This is a genomic window from Oscillatoria sp. FACHB-1407, from assembly GCF_014697545.1.
In the GTDB taxonomy this organism is placed as follows: domain Bacteria; phylum Cyanobacteriota; class Cyanobacteriia; order Elainellales; family Elainellaceae; genus FACHB-1407.
In genome coordinates this window covers 41,933-66,043 of sequence record NZ_JACJSA010000013.1, presented here as the reverse complement: position 1 = coordinate 66,043, position 24,111 = coordinate 41,933, and the positions used below count along the sequence as shown (strand labels likewise).

Here is a 24,111-nt window from a genome sequence, read left to right as displayed (position 1 = left end):
TATTTCCGAAGTGCTACCTCGTTTACGTGTATCCATAACCGAACATCCTCAATTTCAATCAAGGGTGGACAATCTAATACTACAAGTGTAGTATGTAGACATCCAAAATTGTAATACAAATACTACAGCCTTCCATGATACGCATCCTTCACGCCACCTTAAGCAGCACCATGCAATGCCGACCCCAATATGGTCTAGGCAAAGCATCGGTGCTGTTTGTGTTTGAGGGGACGTATCGATTTAGTGGCAGTAAATCCGTCAGCGAAGGCATTGATAGCACGATCGCCGGACGACTCAATCCGGATCAACTCACGAGCAGCGGGAGGTGCAGGGCAATCCTGACACCGACATAGGGAAAGCCATATCCACTTCCCCAACCCCCGCTCCTGGTCGTCAGAGGCGGGGGTTATTTTTTGAGGAGAAAACTCATGCAAACTCAGCAGCAACAGGAAATTCCTATACTCCAAAATCAGGTTGTGGTGTTCTCTAATACCAATTCAAATTGATATTATTTTTTGCTGTACTAGTGCAACGTCTTTCCGGTTGATGACGGTTCTGTAGAAGTCAATCTCAGCGGTAGCTGGGTTGCTGAGAACAAGGAAGCTCACGAGGGAATGTTTTTGACCGTGATGAGTAACCACGCCGAATTATTGGTTTACCAATTGTGGCAGATAAGTGAAGTGCAGGTTTCCTCTTTCGCATAGCGGGTAAAACGCAGGGAAAAGGGCAATAAAAATAGGGTTTTGGCGATCGCTAAGGCGTCTGTAAAAAAATTGCTCTTTCCCTTGTCAAAAAAAGTTGTAGTACCCTCTTGACACTTTGTAGTATGTTGTATTATGTTTGTAGTATGAGATGAGACACAGAGGAGTTAATCCAATGACCACTCACTCCCTTACTAAAAACATTGCTCTCTTGAAGCTCTTAGAGTTCTTCCAAACTCATTTCCTTGGTACTTTTACACCACTTCAAGATGACTTATTTAATCAGGGAAATTCATTATCTACTCAACACACGCAAGCACTCCGTTCACTTCAACAAACCTATTACCTAGAGCGGCGTTGCTTCTTCTAATTCCTGCTGATTCATCAGTCACCTGAACCTTGAAAACTAAATAGTGCCACCTTTTGGGGGTGTAGCTTAGCCTGGTTTAAAGCGATCGCCTGTCGAGCGAAAGATCGTGGGTTCAAATCCCATCATCCCCGTATAGCTTTTTCAGTTAATGGTTAGTGCTTTGCACTAACCATTAACTGAAAAAGCCGTACAGCCTTGTGGACGAATAGAAAAGTCGTTCTGGTTCTCAGCCAGAAAGTCGTATCTTTCTGAACTCAGACAGACGTAGTCCAGAGTTCAGAAGATGCGATTAGGGTGCAACTCCCGTCAAGGCTCCCAATGAGGATGTAACTCAGATGGACAGAGTGCTTGCTTCCGAGGCAAGTAGTCACAGGTTCGACTCCTGTCATCCTCGTTGCTGTGCCCTCATGCGAGAAGCCTACATACAGTAGAACGATCGTTTGAAACACGATAGGTTGCTGGTGCAATTCCAGCCCTCGCCAGGTTTGGTGGCGAGGTAGTTCAACCCAAAACAGCTTCTTTAACTTGCACAGCAAATTTATCTCCAGGTCGCCAAGTGGGAAGGCGTTGGTCTGCAAAACCAACTAGCGAGAGTTCGATTCTCTCCCTGGAGTCCAACCATTGCAGTGTCACCTAACGGCTAAGGTACTCGGCTCATAACCGAGGATATGTGGGTTCGACTCCCACCGCTGCGACCCTTGCACAGATGGTGTAACGGCAGCACAAGGGTCTCCAAAGCCTTTTGTCCGGGTTCAAATCCTGGTCTGTGCGTTCTACGGTGTGCCCTCATCCGAGAAGCCTACATACTGGTCACTCGCCTAATCAGCGAAGTAGGTTCAAATCCTACAGCCTCCGCCATTTGTTCGTTAGAACAGCCAATGGAGGCTGAAAAAACAGCTTCTCAAACTTGCACGCTGTAGAAATCTGAAAACTTGGTGCCGTAGGCAAATTGGTAAAGCCGTCGATCTTTCAAGTCGATGCTTGCGGGTTCAACTCCCGTCGGCACTGCCAAATGGGTAGGTATGCAAATGGCTGAAGCAGACTGACTGTAAATCAGTTGTCCCCGACCGTTGGGGGTTCGAGTCCCTCCCTGCCCACCTGAATCTGAATGGAGAGTAAACCAATTAGGAGATTGGCGCTGTTTGCTAAACAGATGGATGAACAATTGTGGTTCGACTCCACTGCTCTCCGCTGCGTGAGGACGTGGTGTAACTGGATGAACACATCGGTCTACGAAACCGAAGAGTGAAGGTTCAACTCCTTCCGTTCTCGCCAATCATGGAGGTTGTCCGGCACGGACGAGGAAAGCGTTTTGAAAACGCCTGCGGGTGAAATACACCGTCAAGAGTTCGATTCTCTTAGCCTCCGCCAAAATTTGAACTGTTTGGGAAGTTGGTGAAGCTGGTGCTCACGTGCCGCTGAAGACGGCGAGAAGGCAGTTCGATCCTGTCACTTCCCACTCATTGCCCTATAGCTCAACGGTTGAGCAGCCCGCTGTTAACGGGAAGGTTATAGGTTCGAATCCTATTGGGGCAGCCATTTATTGCAGGATGGACGATTGGCAAGTCGCTCTGACTCTGAATCAGAGAGAGGTTGGTTCGACCCCAACTCCTGCATCCAATGCCCTGTGGTGTAACTGGCAACATCCCGCTCTTTGAAAGCGAAGATTCCAGGTTCAAATCCTGGCGGGGCAGTTGGGAGGCAAAGCATTTCAGAAGTCACGAGCTTGCAGAATTCTGAAATGCTTTGGGAACAGTCGCCTGGGTCAATCCCCTGTATTCCTCCCATTTCTAAAGGATAAGGATTTATTTTTCGTGCGCTTAGCGCACGAAAAATAAATTTCTTAAACACACTCACTCCTGTAGCCCAATTGGAAGAGGCGGCTGTCTCAAAACCAGTCACGTGTGGGTTCGACTCCCGCCAGGAGTACCACTTGTTTATTAAAAATTTTGGGTGTCCAAAATTTGTGCTGCTGTAGCCCAACGGTCAGAGGTGCTGGTCTTAGAAACCAGAGGTTGTGGGTTCAACTCCCACCAGCAGTACCAACTATCGGGATGTAGCTCAGCTTGGTTGAGAGTTACCGCTTTGGAAGCGGAAGGTCGTAGGTTCAAATCCTACCATCCCGACCAATAAGTATCGTGTGCTGTGAGAACACTGTTCTCACAGCATACAGAAAGAAAGTTTGCCCTTGTGACGGAACTGGCAGACGTGCTGGCTTCAGAGACCAGATTTTGTGGGTTCGACTCCCACCAAGGGTACTGATGCTCCTGTGGCGGAAGGGAAGACGCTCTAGACCGAGGATCTAGATTTTGTGGGTTCGATTCCCACCGGGAGTACCAAGCACCGAAGGCGGAAGTGGTGGAAGCGCACGCCCGATAAGCGTGTTATTAGCAGGTTCGACTCCTGCTCGGTGTACCAAAATGAATAATTTTTTGTGTGAGCAAAGCTCACACAAAAAATTAACTTGATTCGGGTCGTTGGCAGAGCGGATATGCAGCCGCCTTTTAAGCGGAGAGATCCAGGTTCAACCCCTGGGCGACCCATGTTCAACTTTAAGTTGAGCAACTCATCAATGGGCTATTAGCTAAGTGGTAAAGCAGCCGCCTCTTAAGCGGAAGAGCGTAGGTTCAAATCCTACATAGCCCACCAAACATACCCCTGTGACGCAACTGGCAGACGTAGCCCGCTTAAACCGGGATGGGTGCAGGTTCAAATCCTGCCAGGGGTATGCGGAGATGGAGCAACAGTGGCTCGGAAGGTTCATACCCTTCACATCAGTGAGTGCAATTCTCACCTCCGTCACCAAACGCTGGTGTAGCTCAACGGTAGAGCAATCGCCTTGTAAGCGAAAGGTTGCAGGTTCATTATGTTCCCCTGCAAAAATTTGTCCTACATACTCAATTTATTCTATTAACTAAATATTGGTCGATACAGTGTGTAAGGTTCTTGTTCCTTGACCAATGTAGAGTGACAAATACTTTAGGATCATGCATCTTATAGTCAAAAATTCTAACTGCTTACTCCAAGCTAGTTACAGCTTATTGACAATTTCTTAAAGAGACGAATGAATGAAGATCAAACGCAGCAACTCAGTTACTGCGTTCTAAAGTTGGACAAATGCATGTAGATCACTGGACACGTAACACTGAATCTAGTTGTGCATATTGCTCTGATTCTAATTAAGCTTGTGAGTAATTAGATCAATAGTTCTAGCTCTCGTGATACTTATACGGAAGTTAGCAGTCAGTTATCCACTGCATCCTAATAAATAGCAGAGTATAACAACGTAGCAAGTTGAGGTGATCAAACGTAGCAAGTACGTGAGCGAAGATTCAGCATCAAACGCATTAGGCTGTGAAACAAAAATCTGGCTGATTCTCAAATGAGAGAAGCAGGATCAGAGAATATGAAGTGAAGATGTTCAGCATTGAGAAATGACAGAATAGTAGATGTATTCTGCCTATCACACTGGATTGGATTGCATCACTCACCAATCGCTCTAAAGAATGCATCTTCGGCGGCTGCAAGACGTTTACCCTTGATATACCGCTCAAACACTTTCTCCGATTTGTGCCCGGTCAAACTACGGGCAAGCAAGCTATCAATCCCCAACTCTACAAGCTCGCTGGCATAGGTGTGCCGGAAGCGATGAGGTGTTAAGTCTGGAATTCCCGTCGCTGTGCCCAGTCGCACTTTGGTGAAGTAATAAATTCCCTGATAACCCAGTCTTTGTCCTCCACTGCGAAAATCATAGGACAAGAACAATGGGCTATCGTCCGTTAATTCTTCCTGCTGCGATGCCTTTGGCACAGGGCTTTGCCCTGCTCGCCGCCGCTCCAAATAAGCCTCAATCTGCTCCCTGGCTACCTGCCGCAGGGGAACAAGTGCGTCACTCTTATCCTTCTTGCGAAGGAAGCTGAGGCGAACGCCATCATAATTGCCAACGTTTAAGTTGGAAACATCCTCAGCCCGCAAGCCGTGAGTTAAGACTGCCAGCAAAGCGCGATCGCGCAGATCGATATCGTCCTCCCCTGTAACTGCCTGAAAGATTGCCACCATCTGATCGGGGTTCAGGTGGCGGGGAAGAGGATCGCCCAATTTCTCAAATTTGACCGCAGCGGTTGGCAGGACCTCAGACAAGCTCATATAACCTGCCTGCTGAAACCATCGATAAAAACTCTTGAGGGCAGTGAGTGCCTGATTGATTGCCGCAGGGGATAGCGATTTTCCCTTGCGGGTTTGACACTCATCCTTTAGATACTGCTTGAACTGGGCAAGGTCGCGCGGAGTAATCCCGTGCCAAGCCTTGTTACTCCACTCAATGAAGCGTTCCAACTCAAAACGATAAGCCTTCTCTGTGTTGGAGGCAAAATTGCTGGCTTGCAGAAACTCCTGAATTCGCTCCAAGCGCAGATCTGTGACTTCCACGCTCGTCTCTGGGGCAGATTGGACAGGAATCAGACGAATAGGGGGGAGTGCTTGCTGCTCGGCTGTCATAACTGGTTAATCCCAAGCGTTACAGACAAAAGTAGCATAGACTCGTATAAGATACCGGGTTAATATCTATGTCTAACTAATTTCATGCTAAACTGCCCTTGACGTGGGAGGAACGCCATCCATGAGCCGCCACATCAGTTCTAAGTGCTTGATATGCAGCCATTTGACCGCTGAGGAAGCACGACAACTGCATGGTCTTGATGGGGATCAATGTTGGGATGACCTGAAGTGCCACAAACGGCGATCGCACTACCGAAATCGAAGTGAGCGTAATCTTAAGCGGGTAATCTCCCGTCAAAGCAAGAGCGAATCAGACCTGCCAGAAATTATTCGGCTACCAACAGGTTTCACCCAAGTTGCCCCTTTCGTGACTCTCTATGTGGATGACCCTCACCAAGGGCGAAAGCTCACCAACGTCCATGCTGTCGGTGCAGAACTTTGGATAGACGAAGAGCCGCAGGTTAGGATTGAGCCGATTCACTGTTTTTCGCTATCCGTAAAGGAATTCAACTCGTTGGCACGGCAAATTCTAAAGGCATTCTCAGATCATTATGGGAATGATAAAGAATTTAAGGTTTTCACAGAAGCTATTTACCGTGACAAGCTCCACTGCCCAATTCGCCCCTGCCCACTCTACTCATAACTCTCCTGGTAGGAGGACAGTTTTTCCAAGGGCGATTGTCTTCACTGATGTTTCAGGCAATTACCTGTAGGTGCTTTTGAAGGTTAGCATTTTCGGAATCGAACATTTGTGCTGAACTAGCCATTACTAAATGGCACAACTTACACCTTTAGCTGCCTGTAAGGTGAATCAGTTGAGCTATCCACTATTCCAGCTTTTGTAGGATTTGCTGCCATTGCTCGATTTGCCGTCGTAACCCAATGGCACGCTCGTTAGGGGGGTATGCAGGAGAATCGCCCTCTGCTGATTGGTCTTCCAACAAACCTGCTTCAGTTGATTCAGCCAACTCAGCTTCGGCTTGAGCGATCGCCTGCGTCAGAATTTTCCCAGGCTAAGTCGCTCCTCTTTAGATAAAGGTACTGTTCCGGGAGGCGCAATCAATCCACGAGCAAGACGTTCCACAACTTCGCTGCGGCTGATACCGATCGATTTAGCCTGCTGATCCAGACTTTCTCTTGCTGTTGGTGTCAAGGACAGCAGAGTGTCTACCTTGACCTCATCATAAAATTCGCCAACCCCTTTACGACTCTTATGCCCCTTCTTTGCCATAACTTCGTCCGCTAACGTCAATGGCAGGTGACATATGCCACCTATTGACGGAGCCAGGGAATTGACTTATAAGGTGGTATATGCCACCTGGAATTCAGGTGGATGTTCATTTTGCTTAAGCCAGTGTTTAGATTTGCCGTCTCACACTGGCTTAATTCCTCCCGCCCTTTTGGGGTGGAGTTCTTACCCATCATGCGGCACAAGAGGCTTTCTGGTAAAGGTTCAACCGCTGGGTAGTGTTTTGTTTGCCTAAGTTGGATGGCTGACTCTAGCTTGGCTCTGATGCTTTCTACTGAACAAAACGGTAGAAGTACCACAAAAACAAGTTCTTGCTTAACTCTGCTATTGAGCAGGTAATTTTTCTCTGCTTAATGCAGGGAAGGTTTTGGTGCAGCAAGTTAGATAGTTGATCGCTTTGCGGAGGCGATCGCTCATTAACCCAAATCAACTGGAGGAATCTTCCCGGCTCGATGTCCGAAATATCACCCCATTTTCATCGCCTGGATCAGCTACGCTACCTTCCAATGGAGCCTACTGATTATTGCGAACGTTGGGTGACTGCTGAGCCAGGGAAGGGCTATCTAAAGGTTTGCATCAACGTCCTCTCTGAAGCAACAGGGCTAAGTGCTGGGACCATTAAAAACTGGGGAACTGATTTTCATCGCCGACCACAGTACGTACTGCGACTGTTACGGCAAGCAGACCTATTGAACCAAATTAAAGCACTTGAACAGGCAGGACATCTGAACATACCTCAGGACTCCCTACGAGACTAAACAAATTAGTCATAGATCGTGAGTAAGTCGCTCTAAAACCCCTTGTATCTCTTCTATGACTTGTTTATTCTCCTGAATGCATTAGTGCAGGCGATGCCTCCAACAATTTGAGGGCGATCGCACCTGCCATCTCTAAAACTAAATCAAGCGCAGTATCCAGACTGGTGTTACTCCCGGCTATGCCTCAGTTGTGATAGAGGAATGTTCTTAGCCCTTCTCCATCCAGGCGGTTTTAGGCTGAAATGCCAGACTTCTGAATGCTGCTTATGAATTGATCACGCCCTGTACAGTAGTGTTCAGAATATGTCGCAGTCCCACCCTCTGTTTGGAATTTATCAATCTTTTCTGCGAGCTTCTGTTACTCGCCTCCATCCTGAATTGGAATTGCTTTGGCAACTGAACGACAACTTACAGGATGCCCCATTACCTCCCCTGTCGTCCATTGTGACTAAACTCTCCCTTTGCAATGAGGTGATTGAAACGGATACTACTCGTGTGCTCACGATGCCCGACTTCCATCTCTTTTTTCAAACCTGCCTGAAAAACTTTCGTGGAGCCTCTCAAGCCAAACTACTTTCCATTGATCCTGATCCAGACAACTGGAGTCTTCACGATTTCAACGGGCAGATGGAACTCTTTGACTTTGAGCTATCGACCCAGCGTAGTGTGGATGGGAGTGGCAGGGTGTGCGTGATTTACTTTTATGCACTATCCGTTCGTCTGCATGAGTTTACCGCAGATCTCGAAGCCATTCAGATGGGGCGGTTGTATGAGTCCCCATTCAATTTTGTCAGCCAAGACTTTAAGAATCAGCAAGAAGAGATTGCTCGACAATTAGAAACTCAAATTTCCCAACAGGGTGACATTCTACCCCAACTATTGGAGGAAGCTAGTTGCATTATTTGCTACGCTGCACTTGCTTTTACTCTAGAAGCAAGAGTTGAGGCGTTTTGGCAGCACAAAGATGCCCCTTTGGAACAACTCCTCTCTACATTTACCCAAGTGCATACTTGATGCTTATTGTGCCTCTTAGTCTGTTGGTCAAAATGATGTCTGACTTTTTCGCTCATCTCCTTACGGTTCACCATGCTATGCAGGTCCAGTGTGATGCTGTGGTTGATGAACAATTGATGGAACTTTATAGCCGCATTGCTCAACAAATCATGCAAATACGACAGATTGAAGCTCCCTACTTGGAGCAGCGATCGCAGTTATTAGAGCAAATTCGTCCTTACTTGGAGGATGATGCACGCTCTGTACTGCCATTGCCTGAATTCCAGCTTTTCGTAGAGCAATTCTTGGCTACCTGCAACTCTAGCCTTAAAGTGGCTGATCATCCACCGATTATTTCGGTTAATCCTTCCACTTGGCTCTTAAACCATATCCCGTTTCCATTGCAGTTAAGCCACTACCGCTCGATTCAACAACCCAGATTTTATGCTTTTCAACTGACGGCGAGATTAGAAACTTGGCAACAGACATTTGCTGTAACGATCGCCCGCCCAACTGCTGATGGAAGTGAACTTGACTTTTTTGGAGTCGATAGACAATGGGCGGAAATTCTCGCTCAAATCCGGTTAGATACTGCAAGCCTTCATGTCTTTGAGCAGGAAGCTCGGCTGGTGCAAGAGGTCGGATGCTTAATTTGTTTTGTTGGTTCGATATTTGAATTGATTTCCCCAACTGTTTGGTTCACGTTCCCTTAAACCATTTCTATATTTGATTGCTAGACAAATGTTAATTGCTCAAGTGCCCCTCAACTTAGATCAATTTCTTCAGAAGTATCCTATCCTTTTCAAAAAACTCTGTTTTTGGGCGCGTAGACGCGGTGTTGAAAATCCGGCAGCACAGGTGCAGGAATATTTGACCGAATTGATTGTTGAGGCTGACGAGGATGGAGACAATACCCTTCTACTACGAAAGTGGTTTAGTGTGCTTTCCCCACAAGAACGAGTTGAATTAGTTCGCCGCAGCCCTATTACAATTTCAGACTACCCCAATGGTGATTCCTGGTATTCCTTTAATTTAGGTGAGTATAGCGTTGTTACTGAACCTGTTCTACAGGAAATTTATTACAAAGGTCAATTGCAAGGTTTTATCACCCGTAATCGGTACAACTGTGAAGTGCTTAACTGCGATCGCATGTTAATTATCGACGTAGATATCTGCTCGCCCTGGAATGATGAAATTCAAGACTGTGCTAAAAGCTCTCAAATTGCTATGACGCAGCGACAAGCGATTTCAGCAGTGAAAAGCCTTACAGAACAGTTTCCCAAATTAGGGTTTAGAGTTTACAGGACACGGAACGGGTTGCGTCATGTTTGTACAACTCAACCTTTTGATCCACTTGATCCTGCGACTTATCGATTAATGCAGAGCTTCTATGTCGATCCACTATATGCTCGGTTATGCAAGTTTCAATCTACCTTTCGTGCTCGATTGACTCCTAAGCCTTGGCGAGTCGATGAAGATTATGCAGAAAGATTTGTGTACGATCGCGTGACTAGACTAGTTCTTCCAGAGCCAAGCAATTACGCAGTTTGCTATTTAATTGACATTATTGGAAACAAAAAGATTATTCACGAATTTGAGCCATTAATCCAGACCCATGACTCTTACTGCCATGTGAATCATTTGAGTTTGGAATTAGCTTAGAGAGGTGATTATCAATGTGCGATGAAATTCAAGAAAAATCCGTTATAAATCAAGAATTAACAACGGATTTACTACCGTGGAGAGGTGGATCTAAACTTCGTCAAGCCAGGATAAGAATGGGATACACACAAGCTGAATTTGCTCAGAAGATTAATTCAGCAGAAAGTACTGTGCGTTATTGGGAAAAGAATAAGCGCGTTCCAAAGTGGAATCGAACTAGAAGGGAAACTATTGCACAAATCTTAAACCTGCCGATAGAGGAGATTCTGACCTGGTTTGAAACGGAAATATAAGAAACTGGCGATCTCCATGCTGAGTTTTCGATTTTGTTAATGGCATTGAGCATTCATACCTTCGTTGCTGAGTTGCGCTACAATCCCTTTGGGACAATGGAGCGAACGCTGAAAGTGGGCGACCTCCCTACGGGAACACTGCGCGATCGCCTGCTGGTTGAGAAACTGAGTTACCGCTTCCGCCCGCCTCAACGAAATGACTTGGTGGTATTCAAAGCCCCTCCTGCACTACAGGTACAAAACCTGCACGATGACATGATTAAACGTGTGGTTGGTTTACCAGGAGATGTGGTGCAAGTCCGTAATGGTCAGATACTCATTAACGGTAAGGTTATTGTAGAACCTTATGTGAAGGAAAAACCAGCTTACAACTGCGGACCAATAACGGTTCCTCAGCATCAGTATTTTGTTCTTGGAGACAACCGGAACCGTAGCTACGATAGTCATCTCTGGGAGCTTGTACCGGAACAAAATATAATTGGGCACGCTATTCTACGAATCTATTCCTTTGGTTATTTTGACTTAGAATACTAATCTCCTACAAGAAACCGAAGAAATAAAATTAACCGTTAAGGAAGTAGCGCAAAAGATTTGTTAATAGCAGATTTATTAACAGATTTGAGGACTTCTTCAAATTCTGGATAAGACTCCTTTCCTGATAGGACTACTAATTTTGGTCTAGAATTTTTGCCGTTTTTCAGTCCTACGAACTCACTTAAACCTTGAAGTCCACCTTCAATAATCATCCTATTAGCACTGTAATCATTCTCATGAATGTCTGCTTTCACAGGATATATCACTCCCAAAGGCCTATCTGAATCGATAGCTGCTTTTACTGTAAAACGCGATCCCCCTTCAATAGAGCTTTGAATAAGAATTAAACCTGAGCTAAGCCCTGCTTGAATACGACAAGATTTTACAACTGAAAAAGTATTCTGTTTTTTAGAGGGAGGTATCTCAGATACAATAAGTCCCTCACTCTCTAAAACTCTCTCAATATTTATGACAGATTGCTTAGGTAAAGAGCGTAAGGATGATGAATCCAAGCCACTTCCTACAACGCCAATAACTTCTTTTAAACAAGAACCTGATTCACTTTTAATAGCGAAAGTATCTATACCATCAGCAAGACCGTTGCAGATAGACCATCCTTTCGATGCAAAGTAACTTCCGACCCTTTCTGCAATTACCTGCCCGTTCCTATTAGGTTTTCTAGTACCGATGATAGTAATTGCATCTCTTTTAAGCAAAGAAGAATTACCAACTAAAAAAAGTATAGGTGGGGGATCATTCAACCCAAAAAGATTTTGTGGATAATCTTTATCCACAAGAGAGATAAACTTAATTTGATGAGCTTCGCATTCAGCTAATATATCTTCAGCTTTAGAAACAGCTTCCTGAGTTTCCAAAAAGGTATATTTTTTGCCTGTTAAAGATAAAAGGTTTTTAAGACATTCAGGAGCATTTTCACTAGCAGAATAGCAATGACTTTTCTTTATAACAGCCAGATTTTTTTTAATAAAAGTAGCCCCTATTCCTTTCAATAGGGAGAGAGAAAGTATAGTAAAACTAAAGTCAAAGCTGCTTTTCATTCTATACTCTCCGTGTGGCCACATCCCTCACCACCATACTTGGGTGATACGCATGAGTAGAACTTCTCACCCGTCTGACTGTTGGTTTTTACTTTCATGTACCTGCTCGTGCCTTTACTAAGACATACAGAACAAAGCTTACCACTGTCACTGTAACCACATCCCTCACCACCATACTTGGGTAATACGCATGAGTAGAACTTCTCACCCGTTTGTTTATTAATTTTAAGCTGTAACAGCTTGTTCAGGCTACTTGCAGAGCATACCGGACACAATCTGTTACTACTGACATTGGTTATGAGATGAAAGAGAGCAACAAATAATACACTCTTTGCTCCTTCGATACGCAGTTTCTTTACAAGAACGTCTGCTGTCGCTCCGGTTGTGTATTGATCGTCAAGTATTATTACATTCTTATCTCTGACATCAACATCACCTCGAAGATTCAGATTCTCTTCAACAAACTTTTTTCTATCACTTGATGTTGGTTGCTTACGAGTAGAAGAGTTAACTGTTTCATTCCACTCAAAAATGCTGTAGCAATCTAAATTCGACTGCTTTTGCTGAAAGTGTTCTGCAACAAAGTTAAACAACTCTCCCATTTTGTTAGCTGGCTGCGTTGTTTGTTTATCTGGAACATAAGTAAAAATATGCCAGGAGTAAGATACATCTGCTAAAACACAATCCAAGTATGCTGCAATAGCATCACGCATTGTCAGTAATATTTCTCTTCTTCTGTCTACTCGACTGAATTCAAAGTATTTTTCTGTAGCATGGTACTGGTCGCATTCCCCTTGAGATTGTCGAGCTAAAACTCTATGAGCAGTCAATTTTCCTGCTGTAATGTCATCAAGACGTGGTTTTCTCGATTTGATGCTGATGGAATTACTGAATTTAGCTTCTATACAGAGAAGATTCTGTAAGGGGTTTTGCAGAATATTGACAATCTCCGAGTAACTACAAGCAAAATATGTGGAACCACTTTTAATGTTTTTGATGTAGTCACCTATACCATCTCTAACTTCCACTTCTCTTGCTTCATAAAAATTGGTCAGAACAGTTGGCACTTTTAGCCCTCTACCAAGTTCTATATCTAACCAAGAATCACCCACAACATAACAGACATCTTTAGTAATATCTATGCCCTGCTGTTGTAGAAAGGCTAATGTTTTGAAAGTATTTGGTTTATCGGCAAGTGAAAATGAGGCAATACAATATTCTTTAAAGTACTCATTTACAATAGGATTTACGTATTTTGGATGTGAATCGGAAACAACGATACAATTAAAGCCAAGATGTGTCGCTTCAGCAAGAAATGATATAGCTTCAGGAAAGATTCGGATTTGTGACACATCTGTTGGCACTTGCCCATCTTTCATGGGCTTTAAAGCCAAATCTGCCGTATCTGTTAAAGTCCCATCTAAGTCAATCAACAAGAACTTGTTACCAATTGCAACTCTACTTGTCACTTGAAATATCTACCTTGATAATTTAGTCCTACTATCTTATCCTTGGTAAATGTATCAAAGCCAACTAGCAGAGTACGGATATAAGTAATTCTAATATTGACGAGGAAGTTGGCAGTATGTATCTGAGCCTGCTTTACTAAGAGCAATAACTCATGAGCCTCTTTTGGTTTCCTACGTACATCAATACTCAGCCAACGGTTGGCAAACTCGAAATGTAGTGCCCGTCCCAAATCGCTTTCTACCTCAATTCGACCAGACTGAGCCTCTACTAACCGTTTGGTGAGTGCCAATCCAATCCCTGATCCCTCCTGCCGCAGTTCTCGCGATCGCTCTGAGCGCCAAAAGCGATCGAACACACGGGGGAGATCCTCCTCTGACATTCCAATCCCCGTATCCGTGATGCTGCCCCAAAGATACTTCGAGTCATAGCTCACCCAAACTGTGACACTACCCTCCAGCGTATAGTTCAGCGCATTCGCCACCAGGTTGACCAGAATTTGTCGGGTGCGATCCGGGTCAGCAAAAATTGGGGGAAGCGACTCAGGGCAATCGAGGGTTAAACGGCAAACCTCCTGCCGCTCCTGGATGGTTAAGGAGCGAATCACCTCTGCAATTAAGGGTTGAGGTTGAACAACCTGGAGGTTCAAAGGGAGAGAACTCAATTCAATCCTTGCCAGCATCCGCATGTCAGAAAGGAGGCGTTGCATTCGTTTTGCGTCGGTCAGCAATAATTGAGCCGTCTCAACGACCTCCTCAAACGACAATCTCCCCTCTGCGATCATCTCCAAGTAGCCAGTCATGATCATCAGAGGAGTACTCATTTCATGGGACACTTCGCTGACCGTTGTCTGCCGCCGCCCCTCCGCTCCCTAAAGACGATTTGCCACACTATCGAGCGTTAGCCTCACTGAATGTAGCTCTCGGATTGCCAGCGGCAATACTCGTGATTCCATAATTCTTGCCCTACTGGAGTCGGCTGTTCCCGAAGCTATATTCCAAGCAAATATGGGGTTTGATAAATCGAGTACAGAGCGCAACCATAATGGCTTCATTAAGGTTTAACGAAGTTTGCTGAGTATTTACGCGGAGTGGGAATTATAGGTAAGGACTCTGAAAATTAGGCGTATCATGTCTCCTCCCGATCAAGGTCAACTCGTTGATGTCCGGCAGCGTCGTTATGTCGTTACAGGAGTCCAGAAGGCAACTCTACCGAGTAGTCCTCTAATTCAGGGAATTCAGTCAGCCCAGCACCTTGTCACTCTGACTTCGGTTGAGGATGATGCTTTAGGAGAGGAGTTGCAGGTCATCTGGGAACTGGAGCCAGGGGTTTACGTTCACGAGAAAACGGAACTTCCTAAGCCAACCGGATTTGATTCTCCTGAACGCCTTGATGCGTTTCTGGATGCAGTACGGTGGGGTGCTGCCTCTTCTGCGGATATTCGCACACTTCAGGCTCCATTCCGCAGTGGCATTGATATTGAAGACTATCAGCTTGATCCGGTTGTACGGGCAATTCAGATGCCCCGCGTCAACCTACTAATCGCCGATGATGTGGGATTGGGCAAGACGATCGAGGCTGGATTAGTTGCCCAAGAACTGATTATTCGCCATCGCTGTCGCCGAATTCTGATTGTTTGCCCATCTGCTTTGCAAATCCAGTGGCGGGATCAGATGCGGGACAAGTTCGGTCTGGATTTTCGCATTGTCGATAGTGCTTTGATGAAGGACTTGCGTCGGCAGCGCGGGATTCACGTTAATCCGTGGGTTCATTTTCCTCGATTAATTACTTCGATCGACTTTCTCAAGCGCGATCGCCCCCTCCGCCTCTTTCGGGAAGTCCTACCCGCCGAAGGTGAATCCCTCTACCCTCGCCGCTTTGACCTATTGATTGTGGATGAAGCCCATAACGTAGCTCCTTCTGGCAGCGGACAGTACGCGATCGACTCTCAACGGACAGCAACTGTTCGCTTACTCGTTCCCCATTTTGAACACAAGCTATTCCTGACGGCTACCCCTCACAATGGCTATCCAGAGAGCTTTACAGCATTGCTGGAGTTGTTAGATACTCAACGGTTTGCAAGAGGGGTTGAACCCGACCGTAACCAGCTTCAGGTCGTGATGGTGCGGCGGTTGAAGCAAGAGATGCAGAACTGGGATGGTTCTCCCATGTTCCCTGGTCGCAAACTGGAGGCGATCGCTGTTGATTATCCTCATGCAGAACGGCAAGCTCACGCAACGCTGAAGCGATATACGGAACTGAGAACGAAGGGCGTTGATGACAACGTTGAGAAGTATGCGACGGAATTTGTCTTGAAGCTACTGAAGAAACGGCTATTTTCTTCTCCTCAAGCCTTTTTGACCACATTGAGTCAGCACCAAGAGTCACTCACCACAGCTCGTCGTCGCCAAGCAAGCAGTTTGACCGCTAAACCGACCGAAGGCATCTTACGGCGGCAACTGGAGCAGGTGGAGGAAGAATTTGCTGACGACGAGGTGTATGAGGCGGCAACCGATGAGTCGGTTGGTAACACCAGCCGTCTGTTTCGGGCATTGGCTCCTGAAGAACAGAGCTTGTTGAAGGAGATGCTGGATTGGGCGGAATCTGCTTCCCAGCAACCCGATGCCAAGGCAACCCAACTGCTCAACTGGATCAACGAGACGATTCGCCCTAACGGACAGTGGTCAAACGAGCGGGTGATTATCTTCACCGAGTATAGAGCAACCCAGAAGTGGCTCTATAACCTACTGGCATCAGAGGGGTTAGTGCAGGGCGATCGCTTGATGACTCTGTATGGCGGGATGAATTCGGACGATCGCGAAGCGGTGAAGGCAGCGTTTCAGGCACATCCGGATGTTTCGCCTGTCCGAATTCTGCTGGCGACGGATGCAGCTTCTGAAGGTTTAGACCTGCAAAACTTTTGTTCAAGGCTGATCCACTACGAAATTCCTTGGAACCCCAACCGGATGGAGCAGCGGAACGGACGGGTTGACCGTCATGGACAGCGATCGCCAGAGGTTAAGATTTACCACTTCGTCGGTAAGGACTACCAGGAGCAAGCAAGCAGCAGTGCTCGTCCCGGTGATTTAGAAGGGGATTTAGAGTTCCTGATGCGAGCGGCACTGAAGGTGAACAACATCCGTGAAGACTTGGGGAAAGTGGGTCCGGTGATTGCCGCACAAGTGGAAGAAGCAATGTTGGGGCGACGGGTGATGCTGGATACATCCAGGGCAGAGCGGGAATCGGAGCCTGTGCGACGAATGCTGAAGTTTGAGCGTAAGGTGCGGGAGCAAATTGAAAAGCTCCGCGAGCAACTGCACGAAACACGGCAGAATTTACGACTGACACCTGACAATATTGAATCTGTGGTACGAATTGGGCTGGAGTTGGCAGATCAGCCTCCACTAATTGACACGGAGGTTGAAGGGTTGCAGGGGCGTGCCTTTCATCTGCCTCAATTAAAGAGCAGTTGGGCAGCTTGTGCTGAGGGGCTGGAGCATCCCCACACCAAAGAACTTCGTCCGATTGTGTTTGATCCCGATGCGGCTCATGGACGAGATGATGTGGTACTAGCTCACTTGAACCATCGCTTGGTGCAGATGTGTCTGCGACTCTTGCGGGCTGAGGTTTGGTCTACTGAGAACCGGAAGAATCTCCATCGGGTGACTGCCAGAATTGTGACATCCAAGGCAGGGATAGAAACCCCAGCAGTGGTGGCGTATGGACGACTTGTGATTTTAGGGAGTGACCAACAACGGCTCCACGAAGAGGTGATTACGGCAGGTGGGGTGTTGAAGGAAGGGCGATTTAGCCGTTTGGGGGTAATGCAATTGCAAGCCGCATTAGGGGCAATTACCTCTGGCTCTGTTTCCGACACGATGCAGCAAAAGTTAGCTCAGATGTGGGACAAGTATGCCGACCCATTGATGCAGGCATTAGAGGTACGCAGGAGCGAGCGCAGCACGAGTTTGCAACGGGATTTGCAGAATCGGGCGGAAAAGGAGATCACTGATATCACTGCTATTCTGACGGAATTACAGAAGAGCATTCTGAAGGAGTTGGAGGAGCCGCAGGTCAAGCAGCTTGAGTTTTTCACCAATCCTGAACGGGAACAGTTGGAACGAAATATAAACAGCTTAAAAGCCAGGGCAGAGCAAATTCCCAGGGAAATTGAACAGGAGACAAGCCTAATCCGCAAACGGTTTGAAAACCCATCGGCTCGATTATTCCCTCTGGCAGTCACATTTCTGATTCCCCAAAAGCTGATCCGTCCCTAGTAGGCTAGAAAAGCTGACTTCTGAGTTTAAAACGTTTAATTCATGCAAAAGACTCATGCCTTTGCCATTCTTGCCCCTGTTCCAGAGATGCACTTGATCTCAGGATTGGAAGCTATTGCTGCTCAACTAGACTCGGACGATCTGCCGTCTGACCATGTGCCCAAGGTGGCGTTTGGCAGCATGGACTTTGAGGTGTTTGGCGAGGTTGAAAAGCTCCGAGGTGGAAAGGCGATCGAGGTTTTCATTTATGCGTCTCATGCCAAAGGTGAGCAACCCTTGAACCCAGAGGTTACTTGGCGAGGGTTGTATGTGGGTTATGTCGCTTCTCGTCGCGGTCGCTATCCGGGTAAATCAATCTATCGCCCTCAATCTACTGCGACGGATACGCCAACCTGGGCAGTGTTCTGGGAGGTACAGGAGCTAGAACTGCTGAAGCAGCCCATTCCGATTGGTAGCTTGCGTGGGAAGAATAAGAAAACAAACTATCAAGCGCGATTCATTCCAGAAGGTCCAGGTTTGATTGAATATCCGGCGATCCGGTCATGATGGAATTCGCAAAGTAGAAGAACTAACCATGAAAATTGCAACCTACAATCTTCGATGTGGTGGAAAGGCAGGTCAGCGTGTCCACTGGACTCAAATTTTTGAGGTTGCGAATCCTGATATCTTCCTGGTGCAGGAGACCTGTCATCCCCAGCAGTATGTGAACAGTCGTTTTTGGGAGGTTCACTCTAATCAAGTGCAGTGGGCAAAGGTTGGAAACAATGCTTGGGGGAGTGCTGTATTTGTCCGAGCAGGTTTGGTCAACAAAATTGAGGTTCCTCAGTTTGAGGGAAATGTGGTTGGAGTAGAAGTGGAAGGCTTTGCGTGGTCACCTACCCGAACAAAGAAGTTACGGGTGATTAGCATCCATGCACCCGCCCCTTATAAACCCTCGGTAAATCGAATTCTTGATTGGCTTGCCACCCTCTCTGATGATGCAGATTTAATCATTGGAGGGGACTTTAACCTGACGGTTGGGGTGCGTCATTCGGGTGAACAGCAGCAGGATCAGGATTTATGGTTGCTGGAGCGATTGCGGAAAGAGTTTGGCTTGATGAGTTGCTGGCAGGCAGCGAACCCGAACCGTAATCTTGTGCAAACGTTGCGCTGGAGCCGTGACAAAGCGACACCTTATCACTGTGATGGCATCTTCGTTCCGGCTGCTTGGTATCGCTATCTGGATAAGTGTGAAGTTCTAACATCTCCAATGTGGGAGGAGTTGAGTGACCATAACCCCGTAATAGCAACGTTTAGCACTGATACAGGAGAAGTGTTAGCTCACCCTCCCCTCACAAATTTTGCATCTACCTCAACTATTGACAGAAGTGAGAAGCAATAACGTACCCTTAATCTGCTTTTGGGCATCCTAAAAGATGTCTACCAAGTACTAATCATCATGGCAGTTCAACCTAAGTTTCCCGAAACTCTTCGAGCATTGAGTATTGCAGGTCCTTATGCCTACCTTATTGCAACAGGTGAAAAGCTTTCAGAAGGACGAAGCTGGCGTACAAACTTTCGCGGCATTGTTTTACTTCATGTCTCGACGGGAAAAGACTATGGGGAACCGCAAAGTAAGGATATGATATCGTCCATTATTGGTGCAGCAGAAGTATATGATTGCACACCCGATCCAGAGTATGAAGGATACTACGACCACTGGATGAAGAATCCAATTCTGTTTGAGAAGTACATTCCAAACGTATCAGGAGCACGCAATTACTGGTTGCCAAAAACGTCAGAACACATAAAGGCATTTAACCGTGCATGGGAACAGATTCAACAGCAACAACCTCGTGCATTTTTCAAAATTCATTACAAAGAAGGAATCATTAATATCTCAAGCTCTAGAACAGCTAATTACTTTGAGATCAAGGATGATGGAGTTTGGCAAACGCTTGCGCAGCGCATCCAAGGTGAAGAGATTGAATTGACAAAACTGGAATATGCCAACCTCTACCGTAATCGTCTTGTTTAATCACTGCTCCTGATATGTCTATTGCACGTCATCACGCTGAATGGTTGTCGCTGGTTGAAGCATCGGGTCCATTTTTGAGCCTGCCTGTGCTGCTCAAAACCTTTCCGACAGGATTGGATGCCCATGACCCGGAGCACTTGAAGCTGCTGCGATCGGCGTATGAAGAGTGGCAAGACAGCCAGTTTGGGCTAAAGCCAGAGCCAGCCATTCATCGGGCGTGGGTGGAATTTGTCCTCAAGCAAACGCTGGAGCTACCGGAGGAAGTGTTGCGGAGTGGGCAGCAGATTCCATCAGGGTTGAATGTGGCGATCGCCGAGCAAAACGAAACCCTGCGTTCGGATTGGGTGGTTGTGAATCCAGCAGGGACAGCAGATGCAGGGAAGCCTCGGTTATTGGTGCAGATTGTGCCAGCAGAGCAGGGGTTAGAGAAACCGTTGAAGGGGTCACGTTGGGCAGCGAGTCCGGCGACGCGGATGATGGAGTTGCTGCACGCTTGCAATGTGCGGTTGGGACTGGTGACGAACGGCGAACACTGGATGCTGGTGAATGCGCCGAAAGGGGAAACGACCGGGTTTATTTCCTGGTACAGCACGCTTTGGGTGGAAGAGCATCTGACGCTGCGGGCATTTCGGAGTTTGTTGGGGGTGCGGCGGTTCTTTGGGGTGGATGACTCCGAGACGCTGGAGGCACTGCTGACCCAGAGCTTGACGGATCAGCAGGAAGTCACCGATCAGTTGGGCTATCAGGTGCGACGGGCAGTGGAGGTGCTGGTGCAGGCGATCGCTCGTCTGGATCAAGACCAAAACGGAACCTTGCTGAAGGACATTGCTGAGTCGCAGCTTTATGAGGCGGCACTGACGGTGATGATGCGGCTGGTGTTTCTCTTTTGTGCCGAGGAACGGGGACTGCTGCTGTTGGGCGATCCGATTTATGACCAGCACTATGCCGTATCTACTCTGCGGGAGCAGTTGCGATCGCACGCGGATCAGCATGGGGAGGAAGTGTTGGAGCGGCGATCGGATGCTTGGTGTCGGTTGCTGGCGACATTTCGGGCAGTGTATGGCGGTATCTTTCACGATACGTTGCAGCTTCCAGCCTATGGCGGGAGTTTGTTTGACCCCGATCGCTTTCCGTTTTTAGAGGGGCGAGGCAAGGGGACAGAGTGGCAGACGAGTGGGGCTGACCCGCTGCGGATCAATAACCGAATTGTGTTGCACTTGCTAGAAGCGTTGCAGATTCTGCAAATTCGGGTGCAGGGTGCAGGTGTGGAGCCGCGTCGGTTGTCGTTTCGGGCGTTGGATATTGAGCAAATTGGGCACGTCTATGAAGGCTTGCTGGATCATACGGCGGTACGAGCGACTTCAACGGTGTTGGGGTTAGTGGGAACCCGCTATGAGGAACCAGAGGTTGAATTGCCTGAGCTAGAGCGGTTTCAGGTGCAGGGCGAAGCAGCATTACTGACTTGGTTGAAGGAGCAGACGGGGCGATCGCCTTCTGCGTTGAAGAAATCGTTGAGTGCAGAGATTGAGCCACGCGACCAGCAGCGATTGCGGACGGCTTGCAACAATGACCCGCAACTATTCGATCGCGTCCTTCCCTTTGCGGGGTTGATTCGGCAGGATACGCTGGGCTATCCGGTGGTGATTCTGGAGGGGTCGGTGTATGTGACAGAGGGGGTCGATCGCCGTCAGACTGGGACACACTACACACCGCGCAATCTAACGGAGGAGATTGTACAGTACACGCTGGAGCCGTTGGTGTTTGAGGGTGTGGCAGAGGGCAAGCCAAAGGAACAGTGGCGGTTGCGATCGGCGGCGGAATTGCTGCAACTGAAGATCTGCGATATGGCGATGGGAAGTGGGGCGTTTTTGGTGCAGACCTGTCGCTATCTGGCTGGAAAGCTGGTGGAGGCATGGCAACAGGCGGAGGCAGAGCATCCGGGGCAGGTGGTGATTGCGCCAGAGGGAACGCTGTCGGGGGCACGTCCAGACGAATGCCCAATTCCAAAAGATTTGGATGAGCGGTTGCTGGTGGCGCGACGAATTGTAGCCGATCGCTGTCTCTATGGAGTAGACAAAAACCCATTAGCCGTTGAGATGGCGAAGCTATCGCTGTGGCTGGTGACGCTGGCAAAGGGGCGACCGTTTACGTTTCTGGATCATGCGCTGAAGTGGGGTGATTCGCTGTTGGGCATTACTCGTGCGGAACAGATCGAGTATTTGAATCTGAATCCAGACAATGAAGCGGTGCAGTACCCGATCGCCTCTCAAATTTGGCGACCGATTTTACAGGATGCGATCGCCAAACGCCGCAAGCTGGAAAGTTTTAGCGTCAATGGCATTGAAGATTTACAGGAAAAGGAACGACTGTTTAACGAGGCAGAACGGGCGATCGATCGGCTTCGGTTTGTGGGGGATTACTTGATTGGTAGAGCGTTGGCAGATGCCGGGAAAACGTCTGATTTGACGACTGAAGATTTGATGGTGGTGTCGCAGCGGATTGAACAGGAGTTAGCAGGAAAAGCAACGGAAGAACAAACGCGAGACATTACGGCACTCAAGGCAAGTGCAGAACGAATGCTAAACCTGGGAAATCCAGCAAATCAACCGCCACGAAAACCGTTTCATTGGTTGCTGGAGTTTCCCGAAGTGTTTTTGGAAGGTGAAACGAAGGGATTTGCAGCGATCGTTGGCAATCCACCTTTTATGGGAGGAACAAATATATCAGGTAGGTTTGGATCAGATTACCGAGATTACTTGGTTAATCATGTTGCAGATGGCAAAAGGGGGAATGCAGACTTTTGCGCCTATTTTCTATTGAGATGTCAAAAACTGATTCAAAATTATAGCGCGTTAGGTTTTGTATCTACTACTGCGCTCTTGGAAGGAGATACTCGTGAAGTTTGCCTAGATCAACTTCTTCAAAAAAGTTATGAAATTATTAGAGCTGTTTCTTTTCAGCGTTGGTCAGGTGCTGCTAGCGTAACCTATTCTAATATTTGGTTATATCAAGGAAAGTGGTTGGCAGAATATGTTCTGGACAACAAGGAGGTTAGTGGAATTACGTCTGCCTTAACGGCTAAAACCTCTAATCTAGGTAATCCTTTCAAGCTTGCTACAAATTCTAGAAGATCCTTCAACGGTCATAAAATATATGGAGAAGGATTTGTTTTAATTCCAGAACAAGCACAGTCGTTACTGACAAAAAGCTTTATTAATAGAGAAGTTATTTCCCCTTATATGGTTGGGCAGGAATTAAATGCTCACTTTAGTCAATCTCCTAGTCGCTGGGTAATTAACTTTAAAGACTGGGCTTTAGATGCTAAACATGATGATCCTGAAAACCCCAAAGGTCCTCCATATGCAGCAGATTATCCTGACTGTTTGGAGATAGTGAAGCAAAAAGTAAAGCCGGAAAGAGAAAAATTGAAAGATGATAATGCGGATGGAAGAAGGAGAAAAGAGTATTGGTGGCAATATGGGCGTATAGCAAAAGCACTCGAAAATGCAACTAAGGAAACAGATAAGGTCTTAGCTATTGCAGCCCAAGCAACTAAATATGTAGCTTTTGCATTTCTTCCTAAAGAAATTGTCTTTTCTCATGCTCTAACAATTCTTGTGTTCAATACTTATGATGCATTTGCTGTTTTAAGTAGCAATTTGCATGACATATGGGCTAGGCAATATGGTTCGTATAATTTGCAGTTACTGCGTTATGCAGCATCAGATTGTCTTGAAACCTTCCCTTTCCCTACACCCGATCCCTCAGATCTCAACAATCAATTCCCAACCCTCAACACGATCGGCGAAACCTACTACACCCATCGTCAGACAGTCATGCGCGAACGGCAGGAAGGGCTGACCAAAACCTACAACCGCTTCCATGACCCCAATGAGACAGCGGATGATATTCAGAAATTACGAGAGTTGCACATTGAGATGGATCGGGAGGTAGCAAATGCCTACGGTTGGCAAGACCTCGACTTAGGGCACGATTTCCACACTACTAAACAAGGCATCCGCTTCACCATCAGCGAAACCGCAAGACGCGAAGTACTCGATCGGCTGTTGGAGTTGAATCATCAACGGTACGCCGAGGAAGTTGCTCAGGGTTTGCACGATAAGAAGAAGGCAAAGGGCAAGGGGCAGAAGGCAAAGGGGAAGAAAACTAAGGCGATCGAGCCAGCAATCGTGCAGCAAGGTGAATTGTTCTAATTTAAGAACCTATTGCACGAG

18 protein-coding genes, 23 tRNA genes and 1 pseudogene are annotated in these 24,111 nt (G+C 47.1%); 35 read left to right on the top strand and 7 right to left on the bottom strand.

All coding sequences use genetic code 11. The annotated features are described in order from the left end of the window. Positions 1 to 134: 134 nt before the first annotated feature. From H6G89_RS20605 to H6G89_RS20490, 24 genes are all read left to right on the top strand, one after another. Positions 135 to 353 carry a hypothetical protein gene (locus tag H6G89_RS20605; RefSeq protein ID WP_190509883.1) on the top strand — a complete coding sequence of 73 codons (219 nt, stop codon included), beginning with the start codon at positions 135 to 137 and terminating at the stop codon, positions 351 to 353. A 773-nt stretch (positions 354 to 1,126) separates the two neighbouring features. After that, positions 1,127 to 1,202: transfer RNA gene (locus H6G89_RS20600), tRNA-Asp, on the top strand. 189 nt (positions 1,203 to 1,391) lie between these two features. Further along, positions 1,392 to 1,465: transfer RNA gene (locus tag H6G89_RS20595), tRNA-Arg, on the top strand. 148 nt (positions 1,466 to 1,613) lie between these two features. Continuing rightward, positions 1,614 to 1,688: transfer RNA gene (locus H6G89_RS20590), tRNA-Cys, on the top strand. 5 nt (positions 1,689 to 1,693) lie between these two features. Continuing rightward, positions 1,694 to 1,766, top strand: a tRNA-Ile gene (locus tag H6G89_RS20585). 5 nt (positions 1,767 to 1,771) lie between these two features. Continuing rightward, positions 1,772 to 1,842: transfer RNA gene (locus tag H6G89_RS20580), tRNA-Trp, on the top strand. 163 nt (positions 1,843 to 2,005) lie between these two features. Then, positions 2,006 to 2,082, top strand: a tRNA-Glu gene (locus tag H6G89_RS20575). Between the two features lie 3 nt (positions 2,083 to 2,085). Beyond that, a tRNA-Tyr gene (locus H6G89_RS20570) sits at positions 2,086 to 2,168 on the top strand. Between the two features lie 100 nt (positions 2,169 to 2,268). Then, positions 2,269 to 2,346: transfer RNA gene (locus H6G89_RS20565), tRNA-Arg, on the top strand. Positions 2,347 to 2,351: 5 nt separating this feature from the next. Further along, positions 2,352 to 2,442, top strand: a tRNA-Ser gene (locus H6G89_RS20560). A gap of 15 nt (positions 2,443 to 2,457) precedes the next feature. Continuing rightward, a tRNA-Phe gene (locus H6G89_RS20555) sits at positions 2,458 to 2,530 on the top strand. 5 nt (positions 2,531 to 2,535) lie between these two features. After that, positions 2,536 to 2,610, top strand: a tRNA-Asn gene (locus tag H6G89_RS20550). A gap of 5 nt (positions 2,611 to 2,615) precedes the next feature. Beyond that, positions 2,616 to 2,691 (top strand) — tRNA-Gln (locus tag H6G89_RS20545). 1 nt (position 2,692) lies between these two features. Continuing rightward, a tRNA-Gln gene (locus tag H6G89_RS20540) sits at positions 2,693 to 2,765 on the top strand. A gap of 161 nt (positions 2,766 to 2,926) precedes the next feature. Continuing rightward, positions 2,927 to 3,003: transfer RNA gene (locus tag H6G89_RS20535), tRNA-Leu, on the top strand. Positions 3,004 to 3,039: 36 nt separating this feature from the next. Continuing rightward, positions 3,040 to 3,116 (top strand) — tRNA-Leu (locus H6G89_RS20530). A 5-nt stretch (positions 3,117 to 3,121) separates the two neighbouring features. After that, positions 3,122 to 3,200, top strand: a tRNA-Pro gene (locus H6G89_RS20525). Between the two features lie 55 nt (positions 3,201 to 3,255). Beyond that, a tRNA-Leu gene (locus H6G89_RS20520) sits at positions 3,256 to 3,329 on the top strand. Between the two features lie 5 nt (positions 3,330 to 3,334). Continuing rightward, a tRNA-Leu gene (locus H6G89_RS20515) sits at positions 3,335 to 3,410 on the top strand. A 1-nt stretch (position 3,411) separates the two neighbouring features. Then, a tRNA-Ile gene (locus tag H6G89_RS20510) sits at positions 3,412 to 3,489 on the top strand. 53 nt (positions 3,490 to 3,542) lie between these two features. After that, positions 3,543 to 3,614 (top strand) — tRNA-Lys (locus H6G89_RS20505). Positions 3,615 to 3,645: 31 nt separating this feature from the next. Further along, positions 3,646 to 3,720, top strand: a tRNA-Lys gene (locus H6G89_RS20500). Positions 3,721 to 3,725: 5 nt separating this feature from the next. Next, positions 3,726 to 3,799, top strand: a tRNA-Leu gene (locus H6G89_RS20495). Between the two features lie 88 nt (positions 3,800 to 3,887). Next, positions 3,888 to 3,950: transfer RNA gene (locus H6G89_RS20490), tRNA-Thr, on the top strand. Positions 3,951 to 4,554: 604 nt separating this feature from the next. Here the strand turns inward: H6G89_RS20490 and H6G89_RS20485 are convergent. Next, positions 4,555 to 5,568, bottom strand: coding sequence for a tyrosine-type recombinase/integrase (locus H6G89_RS20485; protein ID WP_190509880.1), 1,014 nt, complete (start codon positions 5,566 to 5,568; stop codon positions 4,555 to 4,557). A gap of 121 nt (positions 5,569 to 5,689) precedes the next feature. On the opposite strand from H6G89_RS20485, the gene H6G89_RS20480 reads away from it, so the two are divergent. Continuing rightward, positions 5,690 to 6,211 (top strand): hypothetical protein, encoded by a 522-nt coding sequence (locus H6G89_RS20480; protein ID WP_190509878.1) that lies wholly within the window; start codon positions 5,690 to 5,692, stop codon positions 6,209 to 6,211. Between the two features lie 184 nt (positions 6,212 to 6,395). Here H6G89_RS20480 and H6G89_RS20475 read toward each other — a convergent pair whose 3' ends face one another. Together H6G89_RS20475 and H6G89_RS20470 are read right to left on the bottom strand one after the other, a co-directional pair. Then, a complete protein-coding gene (locus H6G89_RS20475) occupies positions 6,396 to 6,536 on the bottom strand; it encodes a hypothetical protein (protein WP_190509876.1) in 141 nt (46 codons plus the stop codon). A gap of 29 nt (positions 6,537 to 6,565) precedes the next feature. Next, positions 6,566 to 6,799: a hypothetical protein gene (locus H6G89_RS20470; RefSeq protein WP_190510069.1), complete on the bottom strand. Its 234-nt coding sequence runs from the start codon at positions 6,797 to 6,799 to the stop codon at positions 6,566 to 6,568. Between the two features lie 1,079 nt (positions 6,800 to 7,878). Here H6G89_RS20470 and H6G89_RS20465 point away from each other — a divergent pair. Genes H6G89_RS20465 through lepB form a run of 5 tightly spaced genes read left to right on the top strand, consistent with a single transcriptional unit; the run spans position 7,879 to position 11,057 of the window. Further along, positions 7,879 to 8,589: a hypothetical protein gene (locus tag H6G89_RS20465; RefSeq protein WP_190509873.1), complete on the top strand. Its 711-nt coding sequence runs from the start codon at positions 7,879 to 7,881 to the stop codon at positions 8,587 to 8,589. Between the two features lie 8 nt (positions 8,590 to 8,597). After that, positions 8,598 to 9,281 carry a hypothetical protein gene (locus H6G89_RS20460; protein WP_190509871.1) on the top strand — a complete coding sequence of 228 codons (684 nt, stop codon included), beginning with the start codon at positions 8,598 to 8,600 and terminating at the stop codon, positions 9,279 to 9,281. Positions 9,282 to 9,309: 28 nt separating this feature from the next. Further along, positions 9,310 to 10,230: a hypothetical protein gene (locus H6G89_RS20455; protein ID WP_190509870.1), complete on the top strand. Its 921-nt coding sequence runs from the start codon at positions 9,310 to 9,312 to the stop codon at positions 10,228 to 10,230. Positions 10,231 to 10,244: 14 nt separating this feature from the next. Continuing rightward, on the top strand, positions 10,245 to 10,523 hold the full coding sequence (locus H6G89_RS20450) for a helix-turn-helix transcriptional regulator (RefSeq protein WP_190509868.1): 279 nt from the start codon (positions 10,245 to 10,247) through the stop codon (positions 10,521 to 10,523). Between the two features lie 33 nt (positions 10,524 to 10,556). Then, complete coding sequence (gene lepB, locus H6G89_RS20445; RefSeq protein ID WP_255519467.1) at positions 10,557 to 11,057, top strand: signal peptidase I; 501 nt, start codon at positions 10,557 to 10,559, stop codon at positions 11,055 to 11,057. A 35-nt stretch (positions 11,058 to 11,092) separates the two neighbouring features. On the opposite strand, the gene H6G89_RS20440 is transcribed toward lepB, so the two are convergent. The 4 genes and pseudogenes from H6G89_RS20440 to H6G89_RS35825 form a co-directional block, all read right to left on the bottom strand. Further along, on the bottom strand, positions 11,093 to 12,115 hold the full coding sequence (locus H6G89_RS20440) for a DNA-processing protein DprA (protein ID WP_190509864.1): 1,023 nt from the start codon (positions 12,113 to 12,115) through the stop codon (positions 11,093 to 11,095). Beyond that, on the bottom strand, positions 12,112 to 13,551 hold the full coding sequence (locus H6G89_RS20435) for a haloacid dehalogenase-like hydrolase (protein ID WP_190509862.1): 1,440 nt from the start codon (positions 13,549 to 13,551) through the stop codon (positions 12,112 to 12,114). The genes H6G89_RS20440 and H6G89_RS20435 overlap by 4 nt, the downstream gene beginning before the upstream one ends. 29 nt (positions 13,552 to 13,580) lie before the next feature. Further along, the gene (locus H6G89_RS20430; RefSeq protein WP_255519473.1) at positions 13,581 to 14,264 is read right to left on the bottom strand and encodes a sensor histidine kinase; all 684 of its coding nucleotides are present in this window, start codon (positions 14,262 to 14,264) and stop codon (positions 13,581 to 13,583) included. Further along, positions 14,259 to 14,426 (bottom strand): annotated as a pseudogene (locus H6G89_RS35825) (histidine kinase dimerization/phospho-acceptor domain-containing protein); the annotation flags it as partial. The pseudogene H6G89_RS35825 and the gene H6G89_RS20430, both read right to left, overlap by 6 nt. Positions 14,427 to 14,712: 286 nt before the next feature. Between H6G89_RS35825 and drmD the strand changes: the two are divergent. The 5 genes from drmD to H6G89_RS20405 are packed head-to-tail and all read left to right on the top strand — an operon-like array spanning position 14,713 to position 24,090. After that, complete coding sequence (drmD, locus tag H6G89_RS20425; RefSeq protein ID WP_190509858.1) at positions 14,713 to 17,859, top strand: DISARM system SNF2-like helicase DrmD; 3,147 nt, start codon at positions 14,713 to 14,715, stop codon at positions 17,857 to 17,859. A 42-nt stretch (positions 17,860 to 17,901) separates the two neighbouring features. Next, positions 17,902 to 18,405, top strand: a complete 504-nt coding sequence (locus H6G89_RS20420) for a hypothetical protein (protein WP_190509856.1) — start codon at positions 17,902 to 17,904, stop codon at positions 18,403 to 18,405. A gap of 28 nt (positions 18,406 to 18,433) precedes the next feature. Continuing rightward, entirely contained in the window at positions 18,434 to 19,240 is an 807-nt protein-coding gene (locus H6G89_RS20415) for an endonuclease/exonuclease/phosphatase family protein (protein WP_190509854.1), read from the top strand. Between the two features lie 57 nt (positions 19,241 to 19,297). After that, the gene (locus tag H6G89_RS20410; RefSeq protein ID WP_199336842.1) at positions 19,298 to 19,876 is read left to right on the top strand and encodes a hypothetical protein; all 579 of its coding nucleotides are present in this window, start codon (positions 19,298 to 19,300) and stop codon (positions 19,874 to 19,876) included. A 14-nt stretch (positions 19,877 to 19,890) separates the two neighbouring features. After that, complete coding sequence (locus H6G89_RS20405) at positions 19,891 to 24,090, top strand: Eco57I restriction-modification methylase domain-containing protein (RefSeq protein WP_190509852.1); 4,200 nt, start codon at positions 19,891 to 19,893, stop codon at positions 24,088 to 24,090. Positions 24,091 to 24,111 lie beyond the last annotated feature (21 nt).